We start from the raw sequence: 24,520 nt of genomic DNA, 5'->3' as shown, positions 1-24,520 counted from the left end.
CGCGACACGGCCGCCCGAACGTGCAAGGTTCGCCGCGATGATCGGCTTCGCTTTCCTGTTGCTCGCCTGCGCTGTCGCTGCGGTGTTCGTTCTGCTCAAGCGTCGCATCGACCGGCTGGAGCGAGCGTTGCAGGCGCTGTCGGCGCGTGTCGCCCAGGTCGATCCGCGCGCGGCGCCGCCAGCGCCACCACCCGCTGCGATCGTCCGCACCGTTGCCGAAGCCGCATCGGCCGAACCGCTGGAATCGATGCCCGCGCCGGCGCCGCAGCCCGCCCCCCGCACACGCCCGGCCCTGCCCAAGCTCAGCTTCGAAACGCTGGTCGGCGGGCGATTGCCGATCTGGATCGGCGGCGTGGCGCTGGTACTCGCCGGATTTTTCCTCGTCCGATACTCGATCGAGCAAGGCCTGCTGGGGCCCGCCGCGCGCACGGGCATCGCCGCGCTGTTCGGCCTTGTTCTCGTCGCCGCCAGCGAAGGCGCGCGCCGTCTGCCCGCGACACGCGACGATGCGCGGCTGGGGCAGGCGCTCGCCGGCGCCGGCATCGCCAGCCTCTACGGCACGCTCTACATGGCGGCGGCGCTCTACCATCTGATCGCCCCCCTCACCGCCTTCGTTTCGGTGGTGCTGGTGACGCTCGGCGCGATGGGGCTGGCGCTGCGCCACGGGCCGCCTACCGCGATCATGGCGCTCGCCGGCGGGTTCCTTGCGCCGCTCGTCGCCGGATTCGACGCGGCGGGCATCGCACCGCTGCTCGTCTATCTCGGGCTGTTCGTCGCCGCCTTGTTCGGCCTCGCGGTACATCGCCGCTGGGGCTGGCTGGCGCTGGCGGCGAGCGTCGCCGGGCTTGCCTGGACCCAGTTCCTGATCGCCGTGCTCGACGGTCGCGGCAGCCTGTCCGCCATCGGCCTCTACACCATGCTCTTGGCCGGCGGCGCGAGCGCGGCGCTCCCCGCCGCCGGACTTCGCAACCGATGGCTGCGCCTCGCCCCGCTGCTCGCCGGGTTGCTGCAACTGGTGGCGATTGCGCCCGGGCTCGATTTCGGCCCGCTTGCCTGGAGCTTCTACCTCGTGCTCGCCGCCGCCACGCTGCTCCTTGCCTGGCGGGATCCGGTGTATCTGCCGGGCGCACTCGCCAGTGCGATGCTGCTGCTCGCGCTGGAGGCGCTGGCGCTGGCATCGCCGCATTCCGGCGCAACCCCGGGGGCGGCGATCGTGGCGACGATGCTGTTCGCCGGCGTCGGCCAGTGGCTATGGGCGCGAGGGCGTGGCTGGGTGGCGATCGCGCTGCTCGGCGCCGCCGGACCCGTGCTGGTCGCGCATGCCCTGTCGCGCGCATTGCTGCCGGCGGCGGGATGGGGGCTGATCGAAGCAGTCGCGGCAATGGCCTGCGCGCGGCTCGCCTGGCAGCTGCGCCGCGAGGGTGATGCCGCCCTTACCGCCGCCACCCTTGCTGCGGCGCTGCCCGGCGCCGTCGCGCTCGCGCAGGTCGTGCCGCAGGGCTGGCTGGCAGTGCCATTGGCGGCGGCGCTCGGCGGCTTGGCGCTCTGGGCGCGGCAGGTGCGCGCACCGGCGTTGTTCGTCCTGCCGTTGCTGCCGCTGCTCGCCGCGCTGGTCGCCGCCGCCGTGCCGCTGGGCGCCTTGCTCGCCACCATCGCCGCGGCGCTATCCGGCGATCGGCTGCCCTATGCGGCGCTGCCCCCCGTCGTCGATCTGCTGCGGACCATCGCTTTGCCGATCGCGGCGGCAATTGCCTTCCTCGCCGATCCCCGCGCGTTCGGCCGCGCCCGCCGCGCCGCCGCCATCCTTGCCGGCACGGGCGGCGTGCTGCTGCTCTATACGCTCGCCAAGCAGCCCCTCGCCATCGCCACGCCCGAGCGTTTCCTCGCCTGGGGCTTCCTGGAGCGCGCGCTGCTCACCCAGGCCGCGCTCGCCGCCGGTTGGGCCCTGTTCCGCGCCGGTCGCCTCCCGATGCTGGCGCGCGCACTGTTTCTCCTCGGCATCGCCCGGCTGGTCTGGTTCGACCTTGCCCTGCTCAACCCGGCGCTCGTCGCCCAATGGGCCGGCCCGCTGCTCGCCCTGCACCTCGCGCTTGCCGCGGGCTGGTGCTGGACGCTGCCCCGGTTGCGCGTGCCGGCAGCCTTGCTCAGCGTTGCGGCGGCGCTCGCCGCGGTCCGCTGGCTGACCCATGGCATGCTTCTCACCGGCGCGATCGGCAGCGTGGAAAATGGCGGCTATTCCGCCATTCTCCTTGTCCTGGCGCTCGCCTGGCTGTGGCGCGGCATCGCCGCCGGCGCGCACGACCTGCGCCTCGCCGGGCTGGGGCTGCTCACGCTGACCACCTGCAAGGTCTTCCTGATCGACGCCGCCGCGCTCGACGGGTTGCTGCGCATTCTTTCGTTCCTCGCGCTCGGCGTGGCGTTGATCGCGATCGGCTGGGCCTATGGCCGGTTCCTCGCCAAGCCCAAGGTCGATCCCGCCGCCGCGCCGCCGCCGGTCACCTGAGCTGATAGTGATCCGCCACCCGGTCCAGCGCCAGGCACAGCACCAGCTTGCCCGCGCGGGCCGGCCAGCCCAGCCCCTTCTCCGCGGCGCTCAGCCCCTCGCCCGCGCACACCACCCGCCAGAGAATATCCGAAAGCCCGCCGCCGACCGCCGCCACCGCCGCATCGAACCGCCGCTTCGCCGCGATCTGCGCCAGCGTGGGATCCAGCGGTTCGGGGGTGGCACGGCGCCCGCCCTCGCGCGGGGCCTGGTCCCAGCGCATCGTCACGCGCGGCCCCAGCGCGGCCATCTCATAATCGCCGCGCAACCGCTCGCCCGCCTCATATTGGCGCGCGTCGACATGGCCGCGCGCCCGCAGCCAGTCGAGCGGCGACTCCGCTGCATTGACCGTCACGCAGCGCCCGCGCCCCGCCGGCCGCTCCACCAGTTCGCGCATCTTCGATCTCCTTTTGTTCCGCCTCACCCTCTTGCCACGGCGGCGCATCTGTAGGAAACCACAAAACCGATCTGGTTAGGAGCAGCCCATGATCACCGCCATCCGCGAGGTCCGACGCGCCAAGGGGCTGACGCTCGACGACGTTGCCCGCCGCTGCAGCCCGCCCACCACGGCGCAGACGATCGGCCGGCTCGAAACCGGCACGCGCACGGTATCCGTTGCCTGGCTCAACCGGATCGCCGCCGCGCTCGAGGTCGACGCGGCCGATCTCGTGCAGCTGCCCGATCGCCCGGACATCCCCGTCGCCGCACTGCTGGCGGCGGACGGCGCCCATGCCCCGCGCCGCACAGCGACCCTGGTGCCGCCGCGGCCCGAAGCGGGCACCGTCGCGGTGGTGGTCGAGGCGAGCGTCGGCGAGTATCGCGCCGGCGACGCAATCTGGTGCGAACGGCTTCCCCCCGCCGAATTCGGTCGCGCGCTCAATCGCGACGTGCTGGTGCCGCGCCCTGCCGGCCGCTTCCTGTTCGGCCGCCTGATCGGCCGCGACGGCAACCGGCTGCAATTGCTGCCGCCCGGGGCCGGCGGCCGCCAGCAGGTGGTGACCGATCCCGCCTGGATCGCCGTCGCGATGCAGCTGGTCCGCGCGCTATAGGCATTGTTACGCCCTTGCCCGCTGCGGCAGTTGCGCGCAAAATGCTGCGCAACAGGAGGGAAGATTACCATGAAGAAGCTCGCTCTCATCGCATCCGCAGCGGTCCTCGCGGCAGCCGGCCCGGCGCTGGCGGATGACTGGGATTTCATGCTCACCAACAACACCGGCAAGCTCATCACCAAGGTCGAGATCGCCCCCGCCGGCAGCGGCAGCTGGGTCGACAACAAGGTCGATGCGGAGCTGAACAAGGACGGCAAGGTCAAGGCCGGCGGCAAGACCACGATTCACTTCGAAAAGGCGGCCAGCGCGTGCAAGTTCGACGTGCGCGGCACGTTCGAGGACAAGACCACCGCCGTGTGGCCGAACATCAATCTGTGCGACAACAGCTATGTCACCGTCGCCTTCACCGGCGACAAGCCGAGCTTCAAGGCCAATTGAGGTCCGCGCCGGGTGGCCCAGCGCCGCCCGGCCTTCCGTACCTGGGAGCGCCGCGCACCCGCGATATGCCCATCCGCGGCGCGGCCGGCCAAAGAGCGACGGAGGCTGAGCGGGAAATGGTGGGCGGTGACGGGCTCGAACCGCCGACCCTCTCGGTGTAAACGAGATGCTCTACCAACTGAGCTAACCGCCCGCGCGTCGCCTCGGCGACCGCGTTGCATGCCGATGCCAAAGCTGCGCGCCGAGGGCAAGCCTCAAACGAGATTCAATCCCGCCCGCTTCACCGCGCCGATATAGCGATCCATGCCGCGCCGCGCCGTATCGCTCAGCGCGATATAGGCCCGGCGCCGGTCGTTCGGATCGGCCTTGCGATCGAACAGCCCGGCTTCGTTCAGCGTCCCGATCCAGCGCAGCGCCGTCGTCGGCGGCACCGCCGCGGCGATACACAGGCTGGAGACCGAGATCTGGCGGTGCTCCAGCTCGGCCGCATAGAGGTCGAGCAGCATGTCCCACGCCGGATCGGCAAACAGGTCGCCTTCGAAGAATTCCGCCCGCATCCGTCGCGCGCGGATGACCCGGCGAATCTCGGCGGCGTCCGTCTCCACCGAGTCGCTTTCCGATCGGAAGGCGAGCGCCTCGGTCCGCATGGTCGCGGGACGGCCCGGCAACTCGCTGCGGGTAAGCCGGGTGAGCGAATCCGCGATCCGCGCCACCTCCTCCTGGAAGCGCCGCATGCGCAGGGCTTCCTGGTCGCGCATGCCGTCATGCAGCCGCGATACCGGCGCGCGCCGCGCCGTCAGCGCCGCGCCCAGCCGATCGGCATCGCTCGGCGCGCATTGCACCACCGCGGTGGCGGGCAGCAATCCCGTCGCGATGTCGAGCTGTGCCGGCGTCACGGTCGCGATCAGCGAAACCCCGCGCGCCTCTGCCATCGCGCCGAGCCGCGCCAGCAGCGGCTCGAGCAGCGGCGATTCGATGCCCTCCGCCTCCAGAAGCAGCAGCTGCGCACCGTCGATCAGCGACTCGTTCTGCATCGCGGTCTCGGCATCTACGGCTTGTCGCGCGCGCAGGCCCGCGAACGACGCGGTCCGCACCGCCGCGTCCCGGCCCGCGGCGGTGCCCGCCACGATCTGCGCGACATCAACAGCAATGTCATACGCAATGTCCTGGAGCCCCCCGGCCCCCATCGCTTCATACATGTCCGCCCCCATGGTTCGACATCTGTTCCCCGAAGATGCCGTGTCGCTCCGAAATGGCGGAGTCTGTCTTACTCCAATTCGGAGGAATTTGGCAGCGCGTTCGCGGAGTCTCTCCAGAGTGGAGTCAATAGACCGGAACTAACCGCGCCGGCGCCGCAAATCCTCGATCTGGCCATCCTTCAATCCCAGCATGGTTCTCGCCGCGCTGGCAAGCGTCGCGGTTGCGAGAACGAAGCTCAAGGCCGTCAGCGCGAGCATGGCCGATACCAGGATCAGCTGCGACGCCGCCGGCAAGTTCTTGGCGGCGACGACGATCATCAGCAGGGTTTCCGCCAGCGCACGGCCGTTGATGCCGGCCTGCACCAGCGTGGTCAGCACGGGCAGGAAGAAGACCGCCAGCAGCGCGAGGCCTGCCAGCGCCAGCAGCAGCGCCAGCGCCGCGAAGGCGCCGAAGATCGACCAGAAATGGCCGCGCGACTGCGCCCAGGCCTCGTCCACGGTGATCGCCTCGTAGAGATAGGTCAGCGGCAGGGCGATCGAAAGCCGCACCTGCACGAACACCAGGGCCGCCAGCTCCGCCAGCACCAGTCCGGCGGCGATCCAGTGCGCCGCGGCGACGGGCAGCACCAGGCTGGACAGCGACAGCAGGAAACCGTTGGTCAGGGTCAGCAGGAAGGCCAGCACCATGCTCGCGATCGTCAGCATGGCGAGCAGGGCGAACACCCGCGCTTCATTGGCGCCCAGCCGCAAATAGCAGGCGCCGCGCTTATAGGGGTGGAGCGTGGCGCGTGTCGCGGCCGTGATCAGCACCGCGACCAGCGCGATCGCCAGGCCCTGGCTGAGCACCCCGGCGCCGATCGCGCCCGCGATGCTCCCGGGATCGGCGGGCGCAACCAGGATTCGCAGCAGGCCGATCGCGAAGACGCCGACAAGGTAGAGGATCGACCAGACCAGCACCGAGACCGGATGCTGCCGCAACAGGCGGAACGCGCCGCCCAGAATCGATCCAACCACCCAACAACCCCTCAATCCAGCGACTTGACGATTTCCTCCACCGCCTTTTTCGCATCGGCCAGCAGCATCATCGTATTATCGCGGTAGAACACCTCGTTGTCCACGCCGGCATAGCCCACGCCGCCCATGCTCCGCTTGATGAACAGCACAGTCTTGGCCTTTTCCACGTCGAGGATCGGCATGCCGTAGATCGGCGAGGACTTGTCGGTCTTGGCCGCCGGGTTGGTCACGTCATTGGCGCCGATGACGAAGGCGACATCCGTCTGGGCGAATTCGGAGTTGATGTCCTCCAGCTCGAACACCTCGTCATAGGGGACGTTGGCCTCGGCGAGCAGCACGTTCATATGCCCCGGCATGCGGCCGGCGACCGGGTGGATCGCGTATTTCACCCGCACGCCGTGCGCCTTCAGCTTGTCGGCCATCTCGCGCAGCACGTGCTGCGCCTGCGCCACCGCCATGCCGTAGCCGGGAACGATGATCACCTGCTCGGCCTGGCTCATCAGGAACGCCGCGTCCTCGGCCGAACCGCGCTTCCAGGGCCGGTCGACCGCCGCCGCGCCGCTCGCGCCGCCGCCGGAATCGCCGCCGAACCCGCCCGCGATCACGCTGAGGAAGCTGCGGTTCATCGCGCGGCACATGATGTAGCTGAGGATCGCGCCCGAGCTGCCGACCAGGGCGCCGGTGATGATCATCGCGGAGTTGTGCAGCGTGAAGCCCATCGCCGCCGCCGCCCAGCCCGAATAGCTGTTCAGCATCGACACGACCACCGGCATGTCCGCGCCGCCGATCGGAATGATCAGCAGGAAGCCGATGACGAAGCTCAGCACCGTGATCGTCCAGAACACCCAGGGCGCCTGGTCCTGCACGAAATAGCCGATCAGGCCCAGGATCGCGGCGAGCAGGCCGAGATTGATGACGTGGCGCGCGGGCAGCAGGATCGGTTTCCCGCCCATATTGCCGTTGAGCTTGAGGAACGCGATCACCGATCCCGAGAAGGTGATCGCACCGATCGCGACCCCCAGCCCCATTTCGATGCGGCTTACCGGGTGGATCGATTCGAACGGCGCACCGATCAGCGGGATCACGAGATCGGCAATGCCGAACGCCGCGGGGTTGAGGAACGCCGCGCAGGCGACCAGCACCGCGGCCAGGCCGACCAGCGAATGGAAGGCGGCGACCAGCTGCGGCATCGCCGTCATCGGGATGCGCCGGGCAGTGACGACGCCGATCACCGCGCCGATCAGGATCGCGGCGAGGATCTCTCCCGCGACCAGCGGATCGACGGCGAAGCCCGATGCTGCACCCTTGCTGTGCGGAAAATGCGTGGCCAGCGTGGTGACGACCGCGATCGTCATGCCGATCATGCCCAGCCGGTTGCCCCGCTGGCTGGTGGCGGGGCTGGACAGTCCGCGCAGCGCGAGGATGAAGCAGACGCCTGCGACCAGATAGGCGAGCGGTGCGATGCTCTCCATGCTCAGCGAACCTTCTTCTTGTACATCGCAAGCATCCGCGCGGTCACGGCAAAGCCCCCGAAGATGTTGATGCTGGCCAGCACCACCGCAAGCAGCCCCAGCCATTTGGCCGTCTCGCCCGCGCTGCCGACGCTGCCCGCCGCGCTGGCGATCAGCGCGCCGACGATGATGACGGAGGAAATGGCGTTGGTCACCGCCATCAGCGGCGTGTGCAGGGCCGGCGTCACCGACCAGACGACATAATAGCCGACGAAGCACGCCAGCACGAAGACCGACAGGATCGAGATGAAGTCCATGATCTACTCCTGATCCGTGCGCGGTTGCACGGAAAGATCCTCCCCGGAACGGGGAGGGGGACCAGCCGCAGGCTGGTGGAGGGGAAGCCCGGCAAGGGACGCAATCGAGGAAGCTACTGCGTCCGCGTCCTGCAAGATTTCCGCCGCACTGATACGCACAACTCGATAGCCGTTGTCGGCCCGAAGCCGATCCTTGCGGCGGTCATGCGCAATCCTTGCGGGAGCAGCGTGCACCTGACCGTCCACTTCAATCACCAGCCGCAAGGCGGCGACGTGGAAATCCACGACATAGGGGCCGACCGGATGCTGGTTGCGTGCCCGAGTCCCCAGCGCATTGCGGCGCAAACGCTGCCACAACAGCACTTCCGGCAGACTGAGCTTCCTTCGCTGCCGCCGCGCTAGTGCGACTTCGGGCCGGATCGCCCGCTTCGCCCCCCCTCCACCGCGCTGCGCGCGGTCCCCCTCCCCGTGCCGGGGAGGATCGGGGAGCGCCCCCGGCGTCATTGCAACAGCCTCTCGTGCACCACCTTGCCGCCCTGCGTCACCCGCACGGCGGTGCCGATCTCCGCGTCGAGCACGGGCTTGCCCGCCTCCTTGTCCCAAAATGCCGAAAGGAAGTTGAACAGGTTGCGCGCGAACAGCGCCGAGCTGTCCGCAGCGAGCCGACTCGGCACGTTGCGATGGCCGACGACTCGCACGCCGTGGCGCTCCACGATCTCGCCCGGCACCGAGCCCTCGACATTGCCGCCCTGCTCCACCGCCAGGTCGACGATCACGCTGCCCGGCCGCATCGTCGCGATCTGCGCGTCGCTGATCAGCCGGGGCGCGGCGCGGCCGGGGATCAGCGCCGTCGTGATCACGATGTCCTGCTTGGCGATATGTGCCGAAACCAGCTCGGCCTGCGCGGCCTTGTAGGCGTCGCTCATCTCGGTGGCATAGCCGCCCGAGCCCTCTCCTTCGATCCCGGCGACATTCTCGACGAAGATCGGCTTGGCGCCGAGCGACAGGATCTGCTCCTTGGTCGCCGAGCGGACGTCGGTGGCGGAGACCTGCGCGCCCAGCCGGCGCGCGGTGGCGATCGCCTGGAGCCCGGCGACGCCCACGCCCATCACGAACAGCTTGGCCGCGCTCACCGTGCCCGCTGCGGTCATCATCATCGGGAAGGCGCGATCATATTCGGCGGCCGCATCCAGCACCGCCTTGTAGCCGGCGAGGTTCGACTGCGACGACAGGATGTCCATCGATTGGGCGCGGGTGATGCGCGGCATGAACTCCATCGCCAGCGCTTCCAGTCCCAGTGCCGCATAGCGGTCGAGTCGCGCCCGCTCGCCGAACGGGTTGAGCCCGGCGACCAGCCAGGCCCCCGGCTTCAGGCCCGCCAGGCTGTCGGGATCGGGGCCCTGGACGGCCAGCACGATGTCGGCATCGGCCAGCACCTCGCTGCGCGTGCCCGTGGTCGCGCCCGCGTCGCGATAGGCCGGATCGGCGTAGGAAGCGGCAAGTCCCGCGCCCGTCTCCACCGCCACCGAAGCCTTCAAATTCATGAATTTCTTGACGGTCTCGGGCGTAGCCGCGACACGTCGTTCGGCAGTCGCCGCTTCCTTGAGTACCGCGATCTTCACGTCAGCGGGCGATCAGGAAGACGACGAACGCCGCGATGAGGAAGACCGCCACCGTGCCCCACTTCATCAATGCAGTGAAACCGTTGAAGGTCTCGACATGCGACTGGATCTCGCCGGCGTTTTCACCTGTTTCAGCCATTGATGCGCTCCTCTCCTAGGTGCTCGATGTCTTATACCGCTGCTTCGGCCACCCTCAACCCCGCCGCCCAAAGAACTGTTTCGGCCCTGCTTAAGCCGAACTTTACGCATCTGGTCTAACCGATGCGGCTCGAAACGGGACATTTGGGACTGGAGTCGGCATGACGCGCAACGGGCAACGTCTTCTGTTGCTGATCGATTCGGAACCGGCACAGCGGCGCTTGGTCGCCGCGATCGCCTCGCGCCGCGGCTGGCGAACGATCTTCGCCGACGATGCCGAAGGCGCGCTCGCCACGCTGGGAACGCCGGACGGTCTGGCGGTAGACGCGATCCTGCTCGACCATCCCGCCTCGGATGCCGATGCTGCGATTCTGATCGCCGAACTGCGCGCGCGCCGCCCGCACATGCCGATTCTGGTGCTCGCCGCGAACGGTTCGGTTGCGGCCGCCGTCGGCGCGATGCGTGCGGGCGCCAGCGACTTCCTGGTGAAGCCGATCGCCTCCGAGCGGCTGCTCGCCGCACTGGAAAGCGCGATGGGCGGCAGCAGCGCCGGCGAACTCCGCCCGCTCACCGAGAAGCTCACCGCCAATCTCGGCTTCGCGGAGATCGTCGGTTCCGCGCCGCAATTCCGCGCCGCATTGGCCGTCGCCGCCAAAGCAGCCCGAGCCCGTGTACCGGTGCTCATCGAAGGCGAGAGCGGCGTCGGCAAACATGTCGTGGCCGAAGCCATCCACAACGCCTCGCCGCGCGCCCGCAAGGAACTCATCTGCGTCAATTGCGGCTCGATCCCCGCCAACCAGGTCGAATCGGAGCTGTTCGGCCATGAGGAAGGCGCCTTCACCGGGGCGTTCGAGCGCAAGGTCGGCCGCCTCCAGGATGCCGACGGCAGCACCATCTTCCTCGACGAAGTGAGCGAGATGCCGCTCGAGGCGCAGGTCAAGTTGCTGCGTATGCTGCAGACCGGCGAGATCCAGCCGCTCGGCGCACGCCATCCGCGCGAAGTCGATGTGCGGGTGGTCGCGGCCAGCAATGTGCCGCTGCTCGCCGAGGTGGAAGCGGGGCGTTTCCGCGAGGACCTGTATTACCGGCTCAACGTCGTCCAGGTAACGATCCCGCCTCTGCGCGAGCGCGCCGGCGATATCCCTGCGCTGGTCCGCCACCTGCTCGCGCGGATCGCCGAGCAGCCCGGCCTGCGCGAGCTCGGCATCACCGAGGACGCGCTGCAGCTGCTCACCGCCTACGACTGGCCGGGCAATGTCCGCCAGCTGCAGAACGCGTTGTTTCGCGCAGCGGTTCTCTGCGACGAAGAGGGGCTGACACGCGAGGACTTCCCGCAGATCGCCCAGATCGCGCAGGGCAAGCCGATGGCGTCGGGTCCGGTCGCCAACCAGTCGGGCATGGGCGGCATCACCCTGTTCCGCCCGGACGGCAACCTGCGCCCGCTCGACGAGATCGAGGCGGACGTGATCCGGCTGGCGATCGGTCATTATCGGGGCCGGATGACCGAAGTCGCCCGTCGCCTCGGCATCGGCCGCTCGACGCTATACCGCAAGCTCGGCGAATTGGGGATCGATCAGACCGCGGCGTGAGGCGCGGTGAGCGCAGCATCCTGCATGCCGCGCCACACCCGCAGCGCCTGGACGCTTTCGAACACGTCGTGGACGCGCAGCAGCTGCACGCCCAGCGCGGCGCCCTTGAGCGCGAGGGCCAGCGATCCACCGAGGCGTTGCTCCGCGGGAGCCTCGTTGGACAGCGCGCCGACGATCCGTTTGCGGCTGGCGCCGAGCAGGATCGGGCAGCCAAGGCCATGGAACAGCGCCAGTCCGTTCATCAGCGCGAGATTGTCCGCCAGCGTCTTGCCGAAGCCGATTCCGGGATCGATCACGATCTTGGCGCGGTCGAGGCCCGCCGCGACCGCGGCTTCGACGCGCGCCTCGAGCCAGTCATAGACCTCGATCAGCACGTCGCGATAGGCGCCCCTCCCCTTGGCGCCGTGCTTGGGATCGGCGGCGTGCATCAGCACCACCGGGCAGCCGGCACGCGCCACCACCTCCAGCGCGCGATCGTCATAAAGCAGCGCCGACACGTCGTTGACGACATGCGCGCCCGCCGCGAGCGCGGCCTCCATCACTGCGGCCTTGCGGGTATCGATCGAAATCGCGGCGCCGCTCGCCGCCAGTCGCTCAATCACCGGCACGACGCGGGCGATCTCGTCTCCCTCCCACACCGTTTGCGCACCCGGGCGGGTAGACTCGCCGCCCACATCGAGAATCGCCGCGCCCGCAATGCTCATGTCGACGCCCGCTTGCGCAGCGGCAGCGGCGTCGCCGAGATGCTTGCCACCGTCGGAAAAACTGTCTGGCGTCATGTTGAGGATCGCCATGACCTGCGGCTGGTCGAAGCGCAGCGTACGCTGCCCGAGGGCCAGCGGCGGGCGGGTTGCGGTGATGCGCGCGGCCAGGGGGGCCAGGCGCGGATCGGCCTCGGCTTCGGCGATTGACACGACGCGCTGGAGAACCCGCTTCTCCTTCTCCACCGCGATCAGCTCGAAGCCGGAGAACCAGAGCAATCCGCCGGCCAGCCGCGCGACCTCGCCATCGCGGCCGACGGGGGTGTCGACGAACTGGATCGGGCGGAGATACAGGCGGGCGGCGGCGGGGAGATCGAGCATCGCGCCGTGCTACCGGGAGGATGCCGCTGAGGAAAGCGCTACCCTGTTCCTCCGCCTGCCCCTCCCGTAAGCGGGAGGGCGGATGGATGGGAAGGGCTTAAGGCTGTGTCGCGAGCAGGTAGGTCTGGCGCAGCGCATCGATCGGTTTGAGGCCGCCCTCGTCCTCGTAATGCCAGAAGGTCCAGCCGTTACAGCTCGGCGCCCCCTGCAGCGTCGCGCCCAGCTTGTGAATCGATCCCGCCTGCCCATCGCAGCTGAGCGAGCCGTCCGCACCCACCGTGGCCCGCCAGCGCGCTTTGTGGTCGCTGAGCACGGTGCCGGGCGCGAGATAGCCATTCTCGATCAGCTGGCCGAAGGCGACACGCGGCGCAGCCTTCGGGGCCTGCATCGTCTGCAGCGCGCTCTCGTCGAGCGGCAGGGCTGCCGCGATGCGCTCCAGCGCGGCTTCCACGTACACGCCCTCGCGATCGATGCCGATCCAGCGGCGGCCGAGACGCTTCGCCACCGCGCCCGTCGTACCCGTGCCGAAGAAGGGATCGAGCACCACGTCGCCCGGCTTGGTGCAGGATAGCAGCACGCGGTACAGCAGCGCCTCGGGCTTCTGCGTCGGATGGACCTTGGTACCGTTCTTCTTCAGCCGCTCCTGCCCGCTGCAGATCGGAAATTCCCAATCGCTGCGCATCTGCAGTTCGTCGTTGAGCGTCTTCATCGAGCGATAGTTGAAGGTGTAGCGCGACTTCTCGCCCTTCGATGCCCAGATCAGCGTCTCGTGCGCGTTGGTGAACCGCGTGCCCTTGAAGTTGGGCATCGGATTGGCCTTGCGCCAGATGATGTCGTTGAGGATCCAGAAACCGAGGTCCTGGATCGCCGAACCCACCTTGAAGATGTTGTGATAGCTGCCGATCACCCAGATCGTGCCGTCGTCCTTCAGGATGCGGCGCGCCTGCGCCAGCCACTCGCGGGTGAACTTGTCATAGGCGGCGAGGCTGTCGAACTTGTCCCACTCGTCGGTCACCGCGTCGACATGGCTGCCGTCGGGACGGTTGAGGTCGCCGCCCAGTTGCAGGTTGTAGGGCGGATCGGCGAAGATCATGTCGATCGACTTGTCGGGCAGCCCGCGCATCGCCTCGATGCAATCCTGGCGCAGGATCGTGTCCAGCGGCAGCACGGCCGGCGCCTGCTTCGCGACGCGCGCACCTGCCCGTTTGACCTTCTCCAGCACGCCCATGAATCATTGCCCCTTCGCCCAAAAGGCATCCCTATTCGGGGCCGAGCGACTCCTCCGTCAAGAGGGGGGATCGCCGGGTGGTGACCCGAAGCAGGTGCTTGGCGGCGCGGAACATTTCGGCACCCGCCATATCTTGAGTCAAGAAGTTATCCACAGGCCCAAGCGCTGGTGGGTGTGGCCGAAAAGACTCAGTTTCAATCCTGTGAAAATTTTCCCCGCCTGTGGATAAGCTGGAACGTTCCGCAAACGGTTAGCCGATGGCAATGGCCTCACCACCGCGCGCGACACTCGCCGCCAGCCGAGCGCGGGCTTGGGTGAAAAGCCCCATTTCATACAGCGCCTGCGCTTCGCGCCCAAACCATTCGGCCTCGCCGCCGAATCGGATGCGCGCCGCGACGCACAGCGCTACGCGGACCTCCCAGGAGGTGCCCGTCGCCTGGACGGCTGCCCGCACCGCCTTGCGGCTGGCACGCGTCCCCAGCATGTCGGAGGGCAGCCGCGTTCTGAGCGCACGGTGCCGCCACGGCGCGATCTCGCCGAGATCGGCATAGTCGCTCGCGAGCGCGGGATCGCGCAGCGTCTCGAGGAAGGCGACGTGCAGCGGATGGGTGGGGTCGGTCAGCGCGCGGTCGTCGTCGAAACGGAAGCGGATCGCGCCCAGCCCGCGCGATTCGGCATAGCGCACCATCGCGGCCATCTCGTGGAAGCTCGCCGGGCCGATGATCGCCTCGCGGAGCAGTTCGGCCAGCACCGGGTCGTAGCGCGTCGCTGGCTGAAACCCACCGGTCGATCCCCGTATCATGCTGCCCAGATATGCCATGCCCACGCCTCCCGCTGCTATCCCAACATCATAGGACGGCGGCGCGGACTGCGGGCGCACTAGGCAAAATTTGCCGGGTTTGAGGATGGTCCCAGCCGCGCCACGCCGTCATCCCGGCGGAAGCCGGGATCCATTTGGGTCTACGGCAGGGCTCCTGCGGACACCGAGTGGCGAATGGATTCCGGCTTTCGCCGGAATAACGATGGGTAGGGTCAGGCCGCGCGGCGCTATTCCGCCGCGATCGGTCCGAAGTCGAGGTGCGCCTGCGCGACCGGAGCGAAGCTGCGCCGATGGTGCGGCGTCGGGCCCAATGCCCGCAGCGCCTCCTGGTGGGCCTTGCCGCCATAGCCCTTGTTCGATGCCCAGCCATAGCCCGGGAATTGCGCGTCCAGCTCCACCATCATGCAGTCGCGGCGATGCTTGGCGACAATGGAGGCAGCGGCGATCGACAGGCACAGCGCGTCGCCGCTGACCACCGCCTCGCTGCGATGGTGCCATTTCGGGCAGCGATTGCCGTCGACCAGCACGAAGGCCGGCGGAGCGCCCAGCGACTCCACCGCGCGCGTCATCGCCAGCATCGTCGCCCAGAGGATGTTGAGCCGGTCGATCTCCTCGACGCTGGCGATCCCCACCCCCACCCTGGCGCAGGCGAGCAGTTCCTCGCACAGCTTCGCGCGCTTGGCCGCGGTCAGCGCCTTGGAATCGTTGATGCCTTCGGGGATGCACTTCGGGTCCAGCACCACCGCGGCGGCGACCACGGGGCCCGCGAGCGGGCCGCGCCCGGCTTCGTCCACGCCGGCGACCGGGCCGGCATGGAGCTGGAAATATCGTGTCTCGTAGGAAAGGTCAGGCATCGTCCTCGATCCGCCATGGCGGAAAGCGGCGCATCTCGCCAGCCTGATAGAGACGAACCGCATTGCCGGCGGGGTCGCGCAGCCGCGCCTCGCGCCAACCCCATTTCTCGTCCTTGGGCTCCTGCTCGAAACGGAAGCCCTGTTGCTGGAGATAGGCGACGGTCACGTCGAGATCGCCGCATTCGAAATAGACGACCGGCGCGGTATAGGCCTCGTCGGTCGCGATTGAGAAGGTCGCGCCGCCCTCTGTCTCGAACCGGGCATAGCGGGGCGAGGCGCGCACTATCTGGCGCAGTCCGAGCAGCCGGTAGAAGCGTTCACTCGCCGCCAGGTCCTGCGCGGGCACCGTCACCTGGTTCAGCATCGGCTCGAAGAAGCTCATGTTGAGGTCGAGCCGCACCGCCTGCTGCGCCATCGGCCCATGGCCGCGCCCCAGCCCCTCGGCCTCCCGCATCGCGATCCGCACGAAGCGCCGCGCCCGGCTCACCGCCTCGGGAAGGTCCCATTCGGCGGCGAGACCGCAGGCGATGGCGGAGGCGAGCGTACAGCCGGTACCATGGGTATTCTCGGTATCGATTTTGGGGTCGCGCCATTCGATCTGCGGCGGGTCCTCGGGATCGGCCGAATAGAGGGTGTCGATCACCTCGGGCCCTTCCCCGTGCCCGCCCTTGACCAGCACCGCGCAGCCGTGCGCCGCGACGATCTCCTGCGGATCGCGGCCGAGCACCTCCAGCTCCGGCAGATTCGGTGTCACCACCGTGGCGCGGTCCATCAGCCGCTCGAACGCTGCCACCGTCGCCTCGTCGGCGAGCCGCGCGCCGCTGGTTGCGACCATGACGGGATCGAACACCACCGGCACGCCCGGCAGTTCGGTCAGCCGCTCGGCCACCGCCAGCGCGGTGCGGGCGGAGCCGATCATGCCGATCTTCACTGCATCCACGCCGATGTCGCGCACAACCGAATCGATTTGCGCCGATACCATCTCGGTCGGCACCGGATGCACCGCCTGCACGCCCATCGTATTTTGCGCGGTGATCGCGGTAATCGCGGTCATCGCGTGGCCACCCAGCATGGTCACGGTCTTGATGTCCGCCTGTATCCCGGCACCGCCGCCGGAATCCGAGCCAGCGATGATCAGCACGCGTGCGCCCATGGCCTTACCTCTTGTGCTTGCGCTCGGTGGAAGCGGGATGGCGTTTCAGCGCACTGCCGACCCGCGCCGGGCGATCGAGCAGTTCGCCGCCGCAATTGGGACAACGCTCGTCCATGTCGTCGGCGCACTCGGCGCAGAAGGTACATTCGAACGAGCAGATGAAGGCGCCGCCGGCATCGGCGGGCAGGTCTGTGCCGCAACGCTCGCAATCGGGCCGCATCTCCAGCATCAGGCGGCCGCCGCGCGCACGGCGTCGCAGATTCGGTCGACCACCACTTCCACCTGCGCCTTGTCGTCGCCCTCGGCCATCACCCGGATCACCGGCTCCGTGCCCGAGGCGCGGATCACCAGCCGGCCGCGGCCCTTCAGCTCGGCCTCGGCAGCGGCGATCACGTCCTTGACCCGTTCATCTTCCAGCGGCTTGCCACCGGCGAAGCGGACGTTCTTGAGCAGCTGCGGCAACGGCTCGAAGCGGTGCAGCACCTCGCTCGCCGGCGCGCCAGCGCGCACGATCTCGGCCAGCACCTGCAGCGCCGCGACCAGCCCGTCGCCGGTGGTCGCATAGTCGGAGAGGATGATGTGCCCGCTCTGCTCGCCGCCGACATTGTAGCCGGAGCCGCGCATCTTCTCGAGCACATAGCGATCGCCCACCTTGGTGCGCACGAGCCCCAGGCCCTGCGCGGCGAGGTGCCGCTCCAGCCCCAGATTGGACATGACGGTGGCGACCAGCCCGCCCCCGGCGAGCTTGCCCTGCCGCGCCCAGCCGGTGGCGATCAGCGCCATCAGCTGGTCGCCGTCGATCACCGTGCCGGTCTCGTCGACGACGATGAGGCGATCCGCGTCGCCGTCCAGCGCGATGCCCAGCGCCGCGCCCGAGCCGACCACCGTCTCGCTCAGCACCTGCGGCGCGGTCGAGCCGACACCGTCGTTGATGTTCTTGCCGTTGGGCGAAACACCGATCGTCACCACCTCGGCACCCAGCTCCCAAAGCGCCGAGGGCGCTACCTGGTACGCCGCGCCATTGGCGCAATCGACCACCACCTTGAGGCCGTCCAGCGTCAGGTCCGACGGGAAGGTGGACTTGGCGAAGTGGATATAGCGGCCGCGCGCGTCCTCGACGCGGCGGGCGCGGCCGATGTCGGCGGACGGCGCCAGCGCCACGTCGCCGTCGATCAGCGCCTCGATCGCTTCCTCATCGGCGTCGGAGAGCTTGAACCCGTCCGGACCGAACAGCTTGATGCCGTTGTCGAAATAGGGGTTGTGGCTGGCCGAGATCATCACCCCCAGATCGGCGCGCATCGAATGGGTGAGCATCGCCACCGCCGGGGTCGGCATCGGGCCGACCAGCACCACGTCCATCCCGACGCTGGTGAAGCCCGCGACCATCGCGTTTTCCAGCATATAGCCGGAAAGCCGGGTATCCTTGCCGATCACCACCCGGTGGCGGTGATCGCCGCGGCGGAAATGCGCGCCGGCGGCCATGCCCACCTTCATCGCCATCGCGGCGGTCATCGGGGAGAGGTTGGTGGCGCCGCGGATGCCATCGGTACCGAAATATTTTCTTGCCATGCGGTTCGTTCTCGCGCCCTTGTCGCGTTGTGTGCGTGCTGTGATAGCGACGAAAACTGCAAAGGGCGAGCATGTCGCAACCTACCCGTATTCTTCTTTCCCTCCTCACCGGGCTCGCGGCAGGCGCCGCGCTGGCGGCCTTTTCGCCGCAAGGGGGGCTGACCGCCGCTGCTTGGGCGCAGCCGATCGGGCAGGCCTGGCTCAACGCGCTGCAGATGACGATCGTGCCGCTGGTCGTGGCGCTGCTGGTCACCGGCGTCACAGCGACCGCCGAGGCGGCCGCCGCGGGACGGCTCGCCGGACGCGCTATCGCGCTCTACGTGACGCTGCTGTTCTGCTCGGCACTGCTGGCGGCGCTGCTGACGCCGCTGTTCCTGCAGATTGCGCCGCTGCCCCAGGAATCCGCCGCGAGCCTGCGCGCGGCGCTGAGCGGCGCCGAGAAGATCGGGCCGGTGCCGCCGCTCGGCGAGTTCCTGGCGGCGATCATCCCCGCCAACATCGTCAAGGCCGCAGCCGAGAACGCCTTCCTGTCGCTGATCATCTTCGCTCTCGTCTTCGCCTTTGCGATCACCCGCGTCGCCGCCGAGTCGCGCGCGCTGCTCACCAACTTCTTCGTCGCGGTACGCGACGTGATGCTGGTGGTGATCGACTGGGTGCTGTGGATCGGCCCCGTCGGCGTGTTCGCGCTGGCGCTGGTCGTGGGCGCCAAGGCGGGCACCGGCGCGTTCGGCGCGCTGCTCCACTATATCCTGATCGTCGCCAGCGTCGGCGGCGTGATCACGCTATTCGCCTATCCCGCCGCTGTGGTCGGCGGCCGCATCGGCCTTGTCCGCATGTTCCGCGCGGCACTGCCCAGCCAGGCGGTGGCGATCAGCACCCAGTCGTCGCTCGCCACGCTGCCGGTGATGATCGAGGGCGCTGAGGAGGTGGGCGTGCCCGTTGCCGTCTCGGGCGTCACCCTGCCGCTGGCGGTGGCGATCTTCCGCTCGACCGGCCCTGCGATGAACTTCGCGGTGGCGATCTACATTGCCGAATGGTTCGGCGTGCCGCTGCATCCCGCGACGCTGCTGGTCGGGGCCGTGGTCGCCACGCTGACCTCGCTCGGATCGGTCAGCCTGCCCGGCACGGTGAGCTATGTCAGCGCGATCTCGCCGGTCGCGGCGACCATCGGCGCGCCGATCACCCCGCTGGGACTGCTGGTCGCGGTGGAAACGCTGCCGGACATCATGCGCACGGTAGGCAACGTCACCTGGGATCTGGCGACGACGATCTGGCTGTCCCGCAAGACCGGGGCACCGGTGGCAGCACCGGCCGAATAGCGGGCATTCTTGGCGCCGGAATTGATTGGATACCAACCGATTGGCCGGAGCGAGCGCAGGGGCGGTAGCGTAACGTCCGCAACCGGCGCGAGAGCAGCCGCATCGCCGATCCTGCGATGCCGAGCGCGGCTGCCACGGAGGGCAACCGCACCTGCAGCCGATTATTTGAGCAGCACCAGCTCCTCGGCCATCGTCGGGTGCAGCGCCACGGTCGCGTCGAATGCCGCCTTGGTCAGCCCCGCCTTCACCGCCACCGCGGCGGCCTGGAGGATTTCCGGCGCATCCGGACCGATCATGTGCAGTCCCACCACCCGGCCGGTCACGCCGTCGCAGATCATCTTGTACAGCGCGCGTTCGTGACGGCCGGCAAGCACGTTCTTCATCGCACGGAAGTCCGAGGTGTAGACCTTCACCGAGCCGAGCTTGTTGCGTGCCTCGCCCTCGGTCATGCCGACCGAGGCGATCGGTGGATGGCTGAACACCGCGCTCGGGATGCAGTGATAATCAACCTGGTGTGGCTTGCCACCGAACAGCGTGTCGGCAAAGGCCTGTCCCTCGCGGATCGCTACCGGGGTCAGCTGCACCCGGTTGGTCACGTCCCCCACCGCATAGATGCTGTCGACCGTGCTGCGGTTGTCCGCATCCACTTTCACCGCGCCCTTGTCGTCGAGCTGGACGCCGACCTGCTCCAGCCCCAGCCCCCGGGTGTTGGGCACGCGCCCGGTGGCGAACAGCACACAGTCCACCTCGATCGGGTCGTGGCCGCTCATCGACACCAGCAGACTACCGTCGGCCTGCTTCTCGATCTTCTCGAACTCGGCGAAGAAGCGGAACTCGATGCCCTTGGTCATCGAGATCTGGAGCAGCCGGTCGCGGACCTGCGCGTCATAGCCGCGCAGGATTACGTCGCTGCGGTTGACCAGGGTAACCTTCGAGCCGAACTCGTTGAAGATGCCGGCAAACTCATTGGCGATATAGCCGCCGCCGGCGATCAGCACGCGCCTGGGCAGCGTCTCCAGGTGGAAGACCTCGTTGGAGGTGATGCCATGCTCGCTGCCGGGAAAACTCGGCACATGCGGATGCGCGCCGGTAGCGATCAGGATGGTCTTGGCGCTGACCGCCTTGCCGCTCGCCAGCGTCACCGCGTGCGGCCCGGTGACGGTCGCGCGCTCGTGGAGGATGGTGACGCCGTTATTCTCCAGCCCCTGGGTATAGAGGCCGTTGAGGCGGTCGACATCGGCGAGGACATTGTCGCGCAGCGTCGGCCAATCGAAGCGGCAATCGGGCACGTCCCAGCCGAAACGGCGCGCGTCCTTGAGGTCCTCGGCGAAATGCGCGCCGAAAATGAGGAGCTTTTTGGGCACGCAGCCGCGGATCACGCAGGTGCCGCCGACGCGATACTCCTCGGCCACCGCGACCTTGGCGCCGTACGCCGCCGACATCCGCGAGGCGCGCGTGCCGCCGGAGCCCGCACCGATCACGAACAGGTCGAAGTCATAGTCGGACATGGGTCACTCCGGGGGTATGCCGGCGAGAAGGGCCGGAACAGGGTCGAGAGGAAGATAGGGCGGCGGGAGCGAAAACAAGGGCTCTGCCCGTCTCACCGCTTACGGACGAACTCCGCGCGCAGCACCAGGCCCTTGATGCCGTCGAACTTGCAGTCGATTTCCTGCGCGTCGCCGGTCAGGCGGATGGACTTGATCAGCGTGCCGCGCTTCAGCGTCTGGCCGGCGCCCTTCACGGTCAGATCCTTGATCAGCGTCACCTGGTCGCCGTCCTGCAGCAGGTTGCCGACCGAATCGCGCACTTCTACCGTATCTGCCGCTTCGGCCTTGGCCGCGGCCTCGGCGGCGGGGATCCACTCCCCGCTCGCCTCGTCAAAGACATATTCGTCGTCGCTCATGCGCCGAACGCCCGCTGGATCAGGTCGTTGGTGGAGGGGTCGAAATCCAGTCCGCCCTTGTCCGCCGCCTTGGCCATTTCCTTGCCCAGCTCGACGCCGAACTGGTCGAACGGGTTGATGCCGAGCAGCATCGCGTTCACGAACACGCGGTGTTCGTAAAAGGCGATCAGCGCGCCCAGTGTACGCGGTTCGAGGCTGTCGAGCAGCAGCGTCGACGAGGGGCGATCGCCCGGATAGCTGCGTGCAGGGTCTTCATGCCCCTTGCCTGCCATCAGCGCCGCGCCCTGCGCGAACATGTTGAGCAGCAGCTGGCGGTGATGTTCCGGCGCCAGGGCGTCGCCCGCTTCGATCACGCCGACGAATTCGAGCGGCACGAGGTGCGTGCCCTGGTGGAGCAGCTGGAACACGGCATGCTGGGCATCGGTGCCGACTCCACCCCAGGTGATCGCCGCGGTCGGGTAGGTCACCACTTCGCCCTCGGCGGTGACCCGCTTGCCGTTTGATTCCATCTCCAGCTGCTGGAGATAGCTCGGCAGCAGCTTCAGCCGTTCGTCATAGGCGAAGGTGGCTCGCGTCTCGCAGCCGCGGGCCTGACTGTAATAAAGGTCCGCGAACGCCGCGAGCGCCGGGGCGTTCTGCGCAAGATCGGTCAGGCGGAAGTGGCGGTCCATCTCGGCCGCCCCTTCCAGCAGTTCCTCGAACGCGTCCCAGCCCAGCGCCAGCGCCGCCGGGAAGCCGATCGACGACCAGAGCGAATAGCGCCCGCCGACGCTTTCGAAGAAGGGCAGCACCCGCGTCTCGTCGACGCCCCATTCCACCGCCTTGTCGGGCGAGGCGGTCAGCGCCACCACCTGGCCGTAGGGATCCCCGACCCCGCCCTCGGCCATCCAGGCGAGCGCGCTCTGGGCATTGAGCATCGTCTCGGTGGTGGTGAAGGTCTTGCTGGCGATGACGAGCAGCGTCGCCTGCGGATCGAAGACATCCATCGCGTTTTCCAGCGCCACGCCGTCGACATTGGAGACGATCGCCACGTCGTACCGGTCCATGTCGCGGCCCAGCGCGTCGACCAGCAGGTCCGGGCCCAGCGCAGAGCCGCCGATGCCGATGTGGAGGATATGGCGGATCGGCCCCAGCGCCTCGGCCTCGATCGCGTCGATCAGCGCGCGCATCCGCGCATGCTGCGAACGCGCACGGGCGACGCTGTCCGGCGCGCCTTCATAACGCTCGGCGGTATGCTCGGCGGCGCGGCCCTCGGTCACGTTGACCACCTCGCCCGCGAACAGCGCGTCGCGCTTGGCCGCGAAGTCCATCTGCTGCGCCAGCGCCGCGAACGCCGACACCGTCTCGGGCGTCAGGTGCGTCTTGGACCAGTCGAAATGGATGCCGGCGACATCGACGCTCAGCCGCGACAGCCGATCGGCATCGGCAGCGAAGAGATCGGGGAGCTTGGCGGCGGGGAGGGATTGGATCGACGTCCAGTCGGGCAAGGCCATGTTCATCTCCTTGGTGGCACGCCTCCCCTATCGTCCCGCACCGGCCCATTCCAGCCTCATTCCGCCGCTTGACCTCCCCGCCGCGCCCTAGCAGAGCAGTGCCCATGGAAACGCCCGCCTCCACCGAACCCGGCGCATCGCGCGCCAATCCCGCGCAAGTGCCTGCCGCCAAGCCGGAAAAGCCCAAGTCGGAGTGGCGCGACCTTGCCACCTTCCTGCTCAAGCTGGCGCTGATCGTGTTCGTGGTGCGCAGCTTCATCTTCTCGCCGTTCAGCATCCCCAGCGAATCCATGCTGCCGCGACTGCTGATCGGCGACTATCTGTTCATCACCAAGTGGAACTATGGCTATTCCAGGCACTCGCTGCCGTGGAGCGTGCCGCTGATCCCGGGCAGGATCTTCCCCGGTACGCCGGCGCGTGGCGACGTGGTGGTGTTCAAGGCGCCGAACCATAATGGCGAGGACTGGATCAAGCGCGTCATCGGCCTGCCGGGCGACACGATCGAGATGGTGGGTGGCCAAGTGATCCTCAACGGCAAGCCTGTGCCCAAGCAGCGCATCGCCGATTTCGTGCTGCCGATCACGCCGAACTTCACCCATTGCCCCACGCAGTTCCAGACCGCCGACGCCAAGGGCGCGCCGATCTGCCGCATCCCGCAGTTCCGCGAGACGCTGCCGAACGGCAAGCAGTACAACGTGCTCGACCAGGACAATCTCCCGCAGGACAACACCCAGGTGTTTACCGTCCCCGCCGGCCATGTCTTCCTGATGGGTGACAACCGCGACAATTCCACCGACAGCCGCTTCCAGCAGCCGCCCTATGGCTCGGGCATCGGCTTCGTGCCGATCGAAAACATCGAGGGCAAGGCCGTGGTGAACTTCTGGTCGACCGACGGCGGCGCCAATTGGCTGCTCCCCTGGACCTGGTTCACCGCGGCGCGGTGGAGCCGGATCGGAGAAGGCTTCTGAGCGTGCCCGATCTGGGCGGCTGGGTCGAGAAGACCTTCGGCCGTCCCGCCAAGGACCTGCCCGCCTTCCAGCGGGCGTTGACTCATGGCAGCCAGGCCGCCGGCAACTACCAGCGGCTGGAATTCCTCGGCGACCGGGTGCTCGGCCTGGTGGTTGCCGAATGGCTGTTCGAGCGGTTTCCGGAAGAGCCCGAGGGCGCGCTCTCCCGCCGGCTGAACTCGCTGGTGACCGGCCCGGTCTGCGCCGATGTCGCGCGCGAACTGGGCGTGGTGCCGCATCTCCGCCTCGGCAAGCAGGCGCGCGACGATGGCGCCGCGGACAGCGACAATGTACTGGGCGACGTGATGGAGGCGCTGATCGGCGCCTGGTATCGCGAGGCCGGGCTCGATGCGGCGCGCGCCTTCGTGCGCAAGGCCTGGGGCAATCGGATCGACGAACACGCCAAGGCGCCCAAGCACCCCAAGTCGGCGCTCCAGGAATGGGCCGCCGCACGCAACCGCCGGCCGCCCGAATATGAGATCGTCGACCGCTCCGGCCCCAACCACGCGCCGCGCTTCACGGTGAAGGTGTCGATCGGCAAGCTCGCCGAAGCAAGTGCCGAGGGCAGCAACAAGCAGGAAGCCGAAACCGCCGCGGCGGCAGCGCTGTTGGCCAAGCTGAGCTCGTCCTAAGCCTAATAAGCCCCTCCTCCTTGGAGGAGGGGTTGGGGTGGAGGGATTCCAGAACGTGCGTTGGTCTCGGTGAGACACAGCCCCGCCCCAACCCCTCCCCC

25 protein-coding genes and 1 tRNA gene are annotated in these 24,520 nt (G+C 68.4%); 7 read left to right on the top strand and 19 right to left on the bottom strand.

The window, feature by feature from the left end; translation table 11 throughout:
• Nucleotides 1-37 precede the first annotated feature (37 nt).
• Entirely contained in the window at nucleotides 38-2,503 is a 2,466-nt protein-coding gene (locus S2M10_RS22005; protein WP_168848005.1) for a DUF2339 domain-containing protein, read from the top strand.
• Here S2M10_RS22005 and S2M10_RS22000 read toward each other — a convergent pair.
• Nucleotides 2,496-2,939 (bottom strand): DUF6456 domain-containing protein, encoded by a 444-nt coding sequence (locus S2M10_RS22000; RefSeq protein ID WP_168848004.1) that lies wholly within the window; start codon nucleotides 2,937-2,939, stop codon nucleotides 2,496-2,498. The two genes, S2M10_RS22005 and S2M10_RS22000, sit on opposite strands and share 8 nt — an antisense overlap.
• A gap of 88 nt (nucleotides 2,940-3,027) precedes the next feature.
• On the opposite strand from S2M10_RS22000, the gene S2M10_RS21995 reads away from it, so the two are divergent.
• Nucleotides 3,028-3,591, top strand: a complete 564-nt coding sequence (locus tag S2M10_RS21995) for a helix-turn-helix transcriptional regulator (RefSeq protein ID WP_168848003.1) — start codon at nucleotides 3,028-3,030, stop codon at nucleotides 3,589-3,591.
• Between the two features lie 69 nt (nucleotides 3,592-3,660).
• Nucleotides 3,661-4,029, top strand: coding sequence for a hypothetical protein (locus tag S2M10_RS21990; protein WP_168848002.1), 369 nt, complete (start codon nucleotides 3,661-3,663; stop codon nucleotides 4,027-4,029).
• 117 nt (nucleotides 4,030-4,146) lie between these two features.
• Here S2M10_RS21990 and S2M10_RS21985 read toward each other — a convergent pair.
• The 8 genes from S2M10_RS21985 to S2M10_RS21950 form a co-directional block, all read right to left on the bottom strand.
• A tRNA-Val gene (locus tag S2M10_RS21985) sits at nucleotides 4,147-4,222 on the bottom strand.
• Between the two features lie 61 nt (nucleotides 4,223-4,283).
• Nucleotides 4,284-5,228 (bottom strand): hypothetical protein, encoded by a 945-nt coding sequence (locus S2M10_RS21980; protein ID WP_168848001.1) that lies wholly within the window; start codon nucleotides 5,226-5,228, stop codon nucleotides 4,284-4,286.
• Between the two features lie 138 nt (nucleotides 5,229-5,366).
• Nucleotides 5,367-6,242 (bottom strand): hypothetical protein, encoded by an 876-nt coding sequence (locus S2M10_RS21975; RefSeq protein WP_168848000.1) that lies wholly within the window; start codon nucleotides 6,240-6,242, stop codon nucleotides 5,367-5,369.
• A gap of 11 nt (nucleotides 6,243-6,253) precedes the next feature.
• The gene (locus S2M10_RS21970) at nucleotides 6,254-7,714 is read right to left on the bottom strand and encodes an NAD(P)(+) transhydrogenase (Re/Si-specific) subunit beta (protein WP_168847999.1); all 1,461 of its coding nucleotides are present in this window, start codon (nucleotides 7,712-7,714) and stop codon (nucleotides 6,254-6,256) included.
• Nucleotides 7,715-7,716: 2 nt separating this feature from the next.
• Nucleotides 7,717-8,010, bottom strand: a complete 294-nt coding sequence (locus tag S2M10_RS21965; protein ID WP_066726656.1) for a proton-translocating transhydrogenase family protein — start codon at nucleotides 8,008-8,010, stop codon at nucleotides 7,717-7,719.
• Between the two features lie 3 nt (nucleotides 8,011-8,013).
• A complete protein-coding gene (locus S2M10_RS21960) occupies nucleotides 8,014-8,514 on the bottom strand; it encodes an endonuclease domain-containing protein (RefSeq protein WP_168847998.1) in 501 nt (166 codons plus the stop codon).
• Nucleotides 8,511-9,632: an NAD(P) transhydrogenase subunit alpha gene (locus S2M10_RS21955; protein WP_168847997.1), complete on the bottom strand. Its 1,122-nt coding sequence runs from the start codon at nucleotides 9,630-9,632 to the stop codon at nucleotides 8,511-8,513. The genes S2M10_RS21960 and S2M10_RS21955 overlap by 4 nt, the downstream gene beginning before the upstream one ends.
• Nucleotide 9,633: 1 nt before the next feature.
• Nucleotides 9,634-9,771 carry an aa3-type cytochrome c oxidase subunit IV gene (locus S2M10_RS21950; protein ID WP_093297881.1) on the bottom strand — a complete coding sequence of 46 codons (138 nt, stop codon included), beginning with the start codon at nucleotides 9,769-9,771 and terminating at the stop codon, nucleotides 9,634-9,636.
• 160 nt (nucleotides 9,772-9,931) lie between these two features.
• Between S2M10_RS21950 and S2M10_RS21945 the strand changes: the two genes are divergently transcribed.
• Entirely contained in the window at nucleotides 9,932-11,359 is a 1,428-nt protein-coding gene (locus tag S2M10_RS21945) for a sigma-54 dependent transcriptional regulator (RefSeq protein WP_168847996.1), read from the top strand.
• On the opposite strand, the gene folP is transcribed toward S2M10_RS21945, so the two are convergent.
• The 7 genes from folP to glmM form a co-directional block, all read right to left on the bottom strand.
• Complete coding sequence (gene folP / locus S2M10_RS21940) at nucleotides 11,344-12,441, bottom strand: dihydropteroate synthase (protein WP_168847995.1); 1,098 nt, start codon at nucleotides 12,439-12,441, stop codon at nucleotides 11,344-11,346. The genes S2M10_RS21945 and folP overlap by 16 nt on opposite strands.
• A gap of 97 nt (nucleotides 12,442-12,538) precedes the next feature.
• Nucleotides 12,539-13,669 (bottom strand): site-specific DNA-methyltransferase, encoded by a 1,131-nt coding sequence (locus tag S2M10_RS21935; RefSeq protein ID WP_168847994.1) that lies wholly within the window; start codon nucleotides 13,667-13,669, stop codon nucleotides 12,539-12,541.
• Between the two features lie 250 nt (nucleotides 13,670-13,919).
• Nucleotides 13,920-14,489, bottom strand: coding sequence for a hypothetical protein (locus S2M10_RS21930; protein ID WP_168847993.1), 570 nt, complete (start codon nucleotides 14,487-14,489; stop codon nucleotides 13,920-13,922).
• A gap of 227 nt (nucleotides 14,490-14,716) precedes the next feature.
• On the bottom strand, nucleotides 14,717-15,343 hold the full coding sequence (locus S2M10_RS21925; RefSeq protein ID WP_168847992.1) for a ribonuclease HII: 627 nt from the start codon (nucleotides 15,341-15,343) through the stop codon (nucleotides 14,717-14,719).
• A complete protein-coding gene (thiD, locus tag S2M10_RS21920) occupies nucleotides 15,336-16,496 on the bottom strand; it encodes a bifunctional hydroxymethylpyrimidine kinase/phosphomethylpyrimidine kinase (protein ID WP_168847991.1) in 1,161 nt (386 codons plus the stop codon). Before thiD ends, S2M10_RS21925 begins: the two co-directional genes overlap by 8 nt.
• 4 nt (nucleotides 16,497-16,500) lie before the next feature.
• On the bottom strand, nucleotides 16,501-16,725 hold the full coding sequence (locus S2M10_RS21915) for a DUF1272 domain-containing protein (RefSeq protein ID WP_168847990.1): 225 nt from the start codon (nucleotides 16,723-16,725) through the stop codon (nucleotides 16,501-16,503).
• Nucleotides 16,725-18,065 carry a phosphoglucosamine mutase gene (gene glmM / locus S2M10_RS21910; protein ID WP_168847989.1) on the bottom strand — a complete coding sequence of 447 codons (1,341 nt, stop codon included), beginning with the start codon at nucleotides 18,063-18,065 and terminating at the stop codon, nucleotides 16,725-16,727. Before glmM ends, S2M10_RS21915 begins: the two co-directional genes overlap by 1 nt.
• Before the next feature lie 71 nt (nucleotides 18,066-18,136).
• Between glmM and S2M10_RS21905 the strand changes: the two genes are divergently transcribed.
• On the top strand, nucleotides 18,137-19,384 hold the full coding sequence (locus tag S2M10_RS21905; RefSeq protein ID WP_168847988.1) for a cation:dicarboxylase symporter family transporter: 1,248 nt from the start codon (nucleotides 18,137-18,139) through the stop codon (nucleotides 19,382-19,384).
• A 161-nt stretch (nucleotides 19,385-19,545) separates the two neighbouring features.
• Here S2M10_RS21905 and gorA read toward each other — a convergent pair whose 3' ends face one another.
• The 3 genes from gorA to pgi form a co-directional block, all read right to left on the bottom strand.
• Entirely contained in the window at nucleotides 19,546-20,892 is a 1,347-nt protein-coding gene (gene gorA / locus S2M10_RS21900) for a glutathione-disulfide reductase (protein WP_168847987.1), read from the bottom strand.
• Nucleotides 20,893-20,984: 92 nt separating this feature from the next.
• Nucleotides 20,985-21,287: an alkylphosphonate utilization protein gene (locus S2M10_RS21895; protein WP_168847986.1), complete on the bottom strand. Its 303-nt coding sequence runs from the start codon at nucleotides 21,285-21,287 to the stop codon at nucleotides 20,985-20,987.
• Nucleotides 21,284-22,780 (bottom strand): glucose-6-phosphate isomerase, encoded by a 1,497-nt coding sequence (gene pgi, locus S2M10_RS21890; RefSeq protein WP_168847985.1) that lies wholly within the window; start codon nucleotides 22,778-22,780, stop codon nucleotides 21,284-21,286. Before pgi ends, S2M10_RS21895 begins: the two co-directional genes overlap by 4 nt.
• A gap of 104 nt (nucleotides 22,781-22,884) precedes the next feature.
• Here pgi and lepB point away from each other — a divergent pair, with 104 nt between their 5' ends.
• Both lepB and rnc read left to right on the top strand, forming a co-directional pair.
• Complete coding sequence (gene lepB / locus S2M10_RS21885) at nucleotides 22,885-23,748, top strand: signal peptidase I (RefSeq protein WP_211091224.1); 864 nt, start codon at nucleotides 22,885-22,887, stop codon at nucleotides 23,746-23,748.
• A gap of 11 nt (nucleotides 23,749-23,759) precedes the next feature.
• A complete protein-coding gene (rnc, locus tag S2M10_RS21880; RefSeq protein WP_211091230.1) occupies nucleotides 23,760-24,419 on the top strand; it encodes a ribonuclease III in 660 nt (219 codons plus the stop codon).
• Nucleotides 24,420-24,520: the final 101 nt, after the last annotated feature.

This window comes from Sphingomonas sp. S2M10 (assembly GCF_012650175.1).
Lineage (GTDB): Bacteria > Pseudomonadota > Alphaproteobacteria > Sphingomonadales > Sphingomonadaceae > Sphingomonas.
Note: the sequence above shows the minus strand (reverse complement) of the source record. Positions and strands in the feature narration are given on the sequence as shown.

What these genes read in the sequence shown, in the direction of transcription:
- S2M10_RS21905 (WP_168847988.1), top strand. Translation starts at nt 18,137, where the DNA reads ATGTCGCAACCTACCCGTATTCTTCTTTCCCTCCTCACCGGGCTCGCG.
- S2M10_RS21930 (WP_168847993.1), bottom strand. Translation starts at nt 14,489, where the DNA reads ATGGCATATCTGGGCAGCATGATACGGGGATCGACCGGTGGGTTTCAG.
- glmM (WP_168847989.1), bottom strand. Translation starts at nt 18,065, where the DNA reads ATGGCAAGAAAATATTTCGGTACCGATGGCATCCGCGGCGCCACCAAC.
- thiD (WP_168847991.1), bottom strand. Translation starts at nt 16,496, where the DNA reads ATGGGCGCACGCGTGCTGATCATCGCTGGCTCGGATTCCGGCGGCGGT.
- S2M10_RS21995 (WP_168848003.1), top strand. Translation starts at nt 3,028, where the DNA reads ATGATCACCGCCATCCGCGAGGTCCGACGCGCCAAGGGGCTGACGCTC.
- S2M10_RS21980 (WP_168848001.1), bottom strand. Translation starts at nt 5,228, where the DNA reads ATGTATGAAGCGATGGGGGCCGGGGGGCTCCAGGACATTGCGTATGAC.
- gorA (WP_168847987.1), bottom strand. Translation starts at nt 20,892, where the DNA reads ATGTCCGACTATGACTTCGACCTGTTCGTGATCGGTGCGGGCTCCGGC.
- S2M10_RS22000 (WP_168848004.1), bottom strand. Translation starts at nt 2,939, where the DNA reads ATGCGCGAACTGGTGGAGCGGCCGGCGGGGCGCGGGCGCTGCGTGACG.
- S2M10_RS22005 (WP_168848005.1), top strand. Translation starts at nt 38, where the DNA reads ATGATCGGCTTCGCTTTCCTGTTGCTCGCCTGCGCTGTCGCTGCGGTG.
- S2M10_RS21950 (WP_093297881.1), bottom strand. Translation starts at nt 9,771, where the DNA reads ATGGCTGAAACAGGTGAAAACGCCGGCGAGATCCAGTCGCATGTCGAG.
- S2M10_RS21895 (WP_168847986.1), bottom strand. Translation starts at nt 21,287, where the DNA reads ATGAGCGACGACGAATATGTCTTTGACGAGGCGAGCGGGGAGTGGATC.
- S2M10_RS21935 (WP_168847994.1), bottom strand. Translation starts at nt 13,669, where the DNA reads ATGGGCGTGCTGGAGAAGGTCAAACGGGCAGGTGCGCGCGTCGCGAAG.
- pgi (WP_168847985.1), bottom strand. Translation starts at nt 22,780, where the DNA reads ATGGCCTTGCCCGACTGGACGTCGATCCAATCCCTCCCCGCCGCCAAG.
- lepB (WP_211091224.1), top strand. Translation starts at nt 22,885, where the DNA reads ATGGAAACGCCCGCCTCCACCGAACCCGGCGCATCGCGCGCCAATCCC.
- S2M10_RS21925 (WP_168847992.1), bottom strand. Translation starts at nt 15,343, where the DNA reads ATGCCTGACCTTTCCTACGAGACACGATATTTCCAGCTCCATGCCGGC.
- S2M10_RS21990 (WP_168848002.1), top strand. Translation starts at nt 3,661, where the DNA reads ATGAAGAAGCTCGCTCTCATCGCATCCGCAGCGGTCCTCGCGGCAGCC.
- S2M10_RS21965 (WP_066726656.1), bottom strand. Translation starts at nt 8,010, where the DNA reads ATGGACTTCATCTCGATCCTGTCGGTCTTCGTGCTGGCGTGCTTCGTC.
- folP (WP_168847995.1), bottom strand. Translation starts at nt 12,441, where the DNA reads ATGCTCGATCTCCCCGCCGCCGCCCGCCTGTATCTCCGCCCGATCCAG.
- S2M10_RS21915 (WP_168847990.1), bottom strand. Translation starts at nt 16,725, where the DNA reads ATGCTGGAGATGCGGCCCGATTGCGAGCGTTGCGGCACAGACCTGCCC.
- S2M10_RS21970 (WP_168847999.1), bottom strand. Translation starts at nt 7,714, where the DNA reads ATGGAGAGCATCGCACCGCTCGCCTATCTGGTCGCAGGCGTCTGCTTC.
- S2M10_RS21960 (WP_168847998.1), bottom strand. Translation starts at nt 8,514, where the DNA reads ATGACGCCGGGGGCGCTCCCCGATCCTCCCCGGCACGGGGAGGGGGAC.
- S2M10_RS21945 (WP_168847996.1), top strand. Translation starts at nt 9,932, where the DNA reads ATGACGCGCAACGGGCAACGTCTTCTGTTGCTGATCGATTCGGAACCG.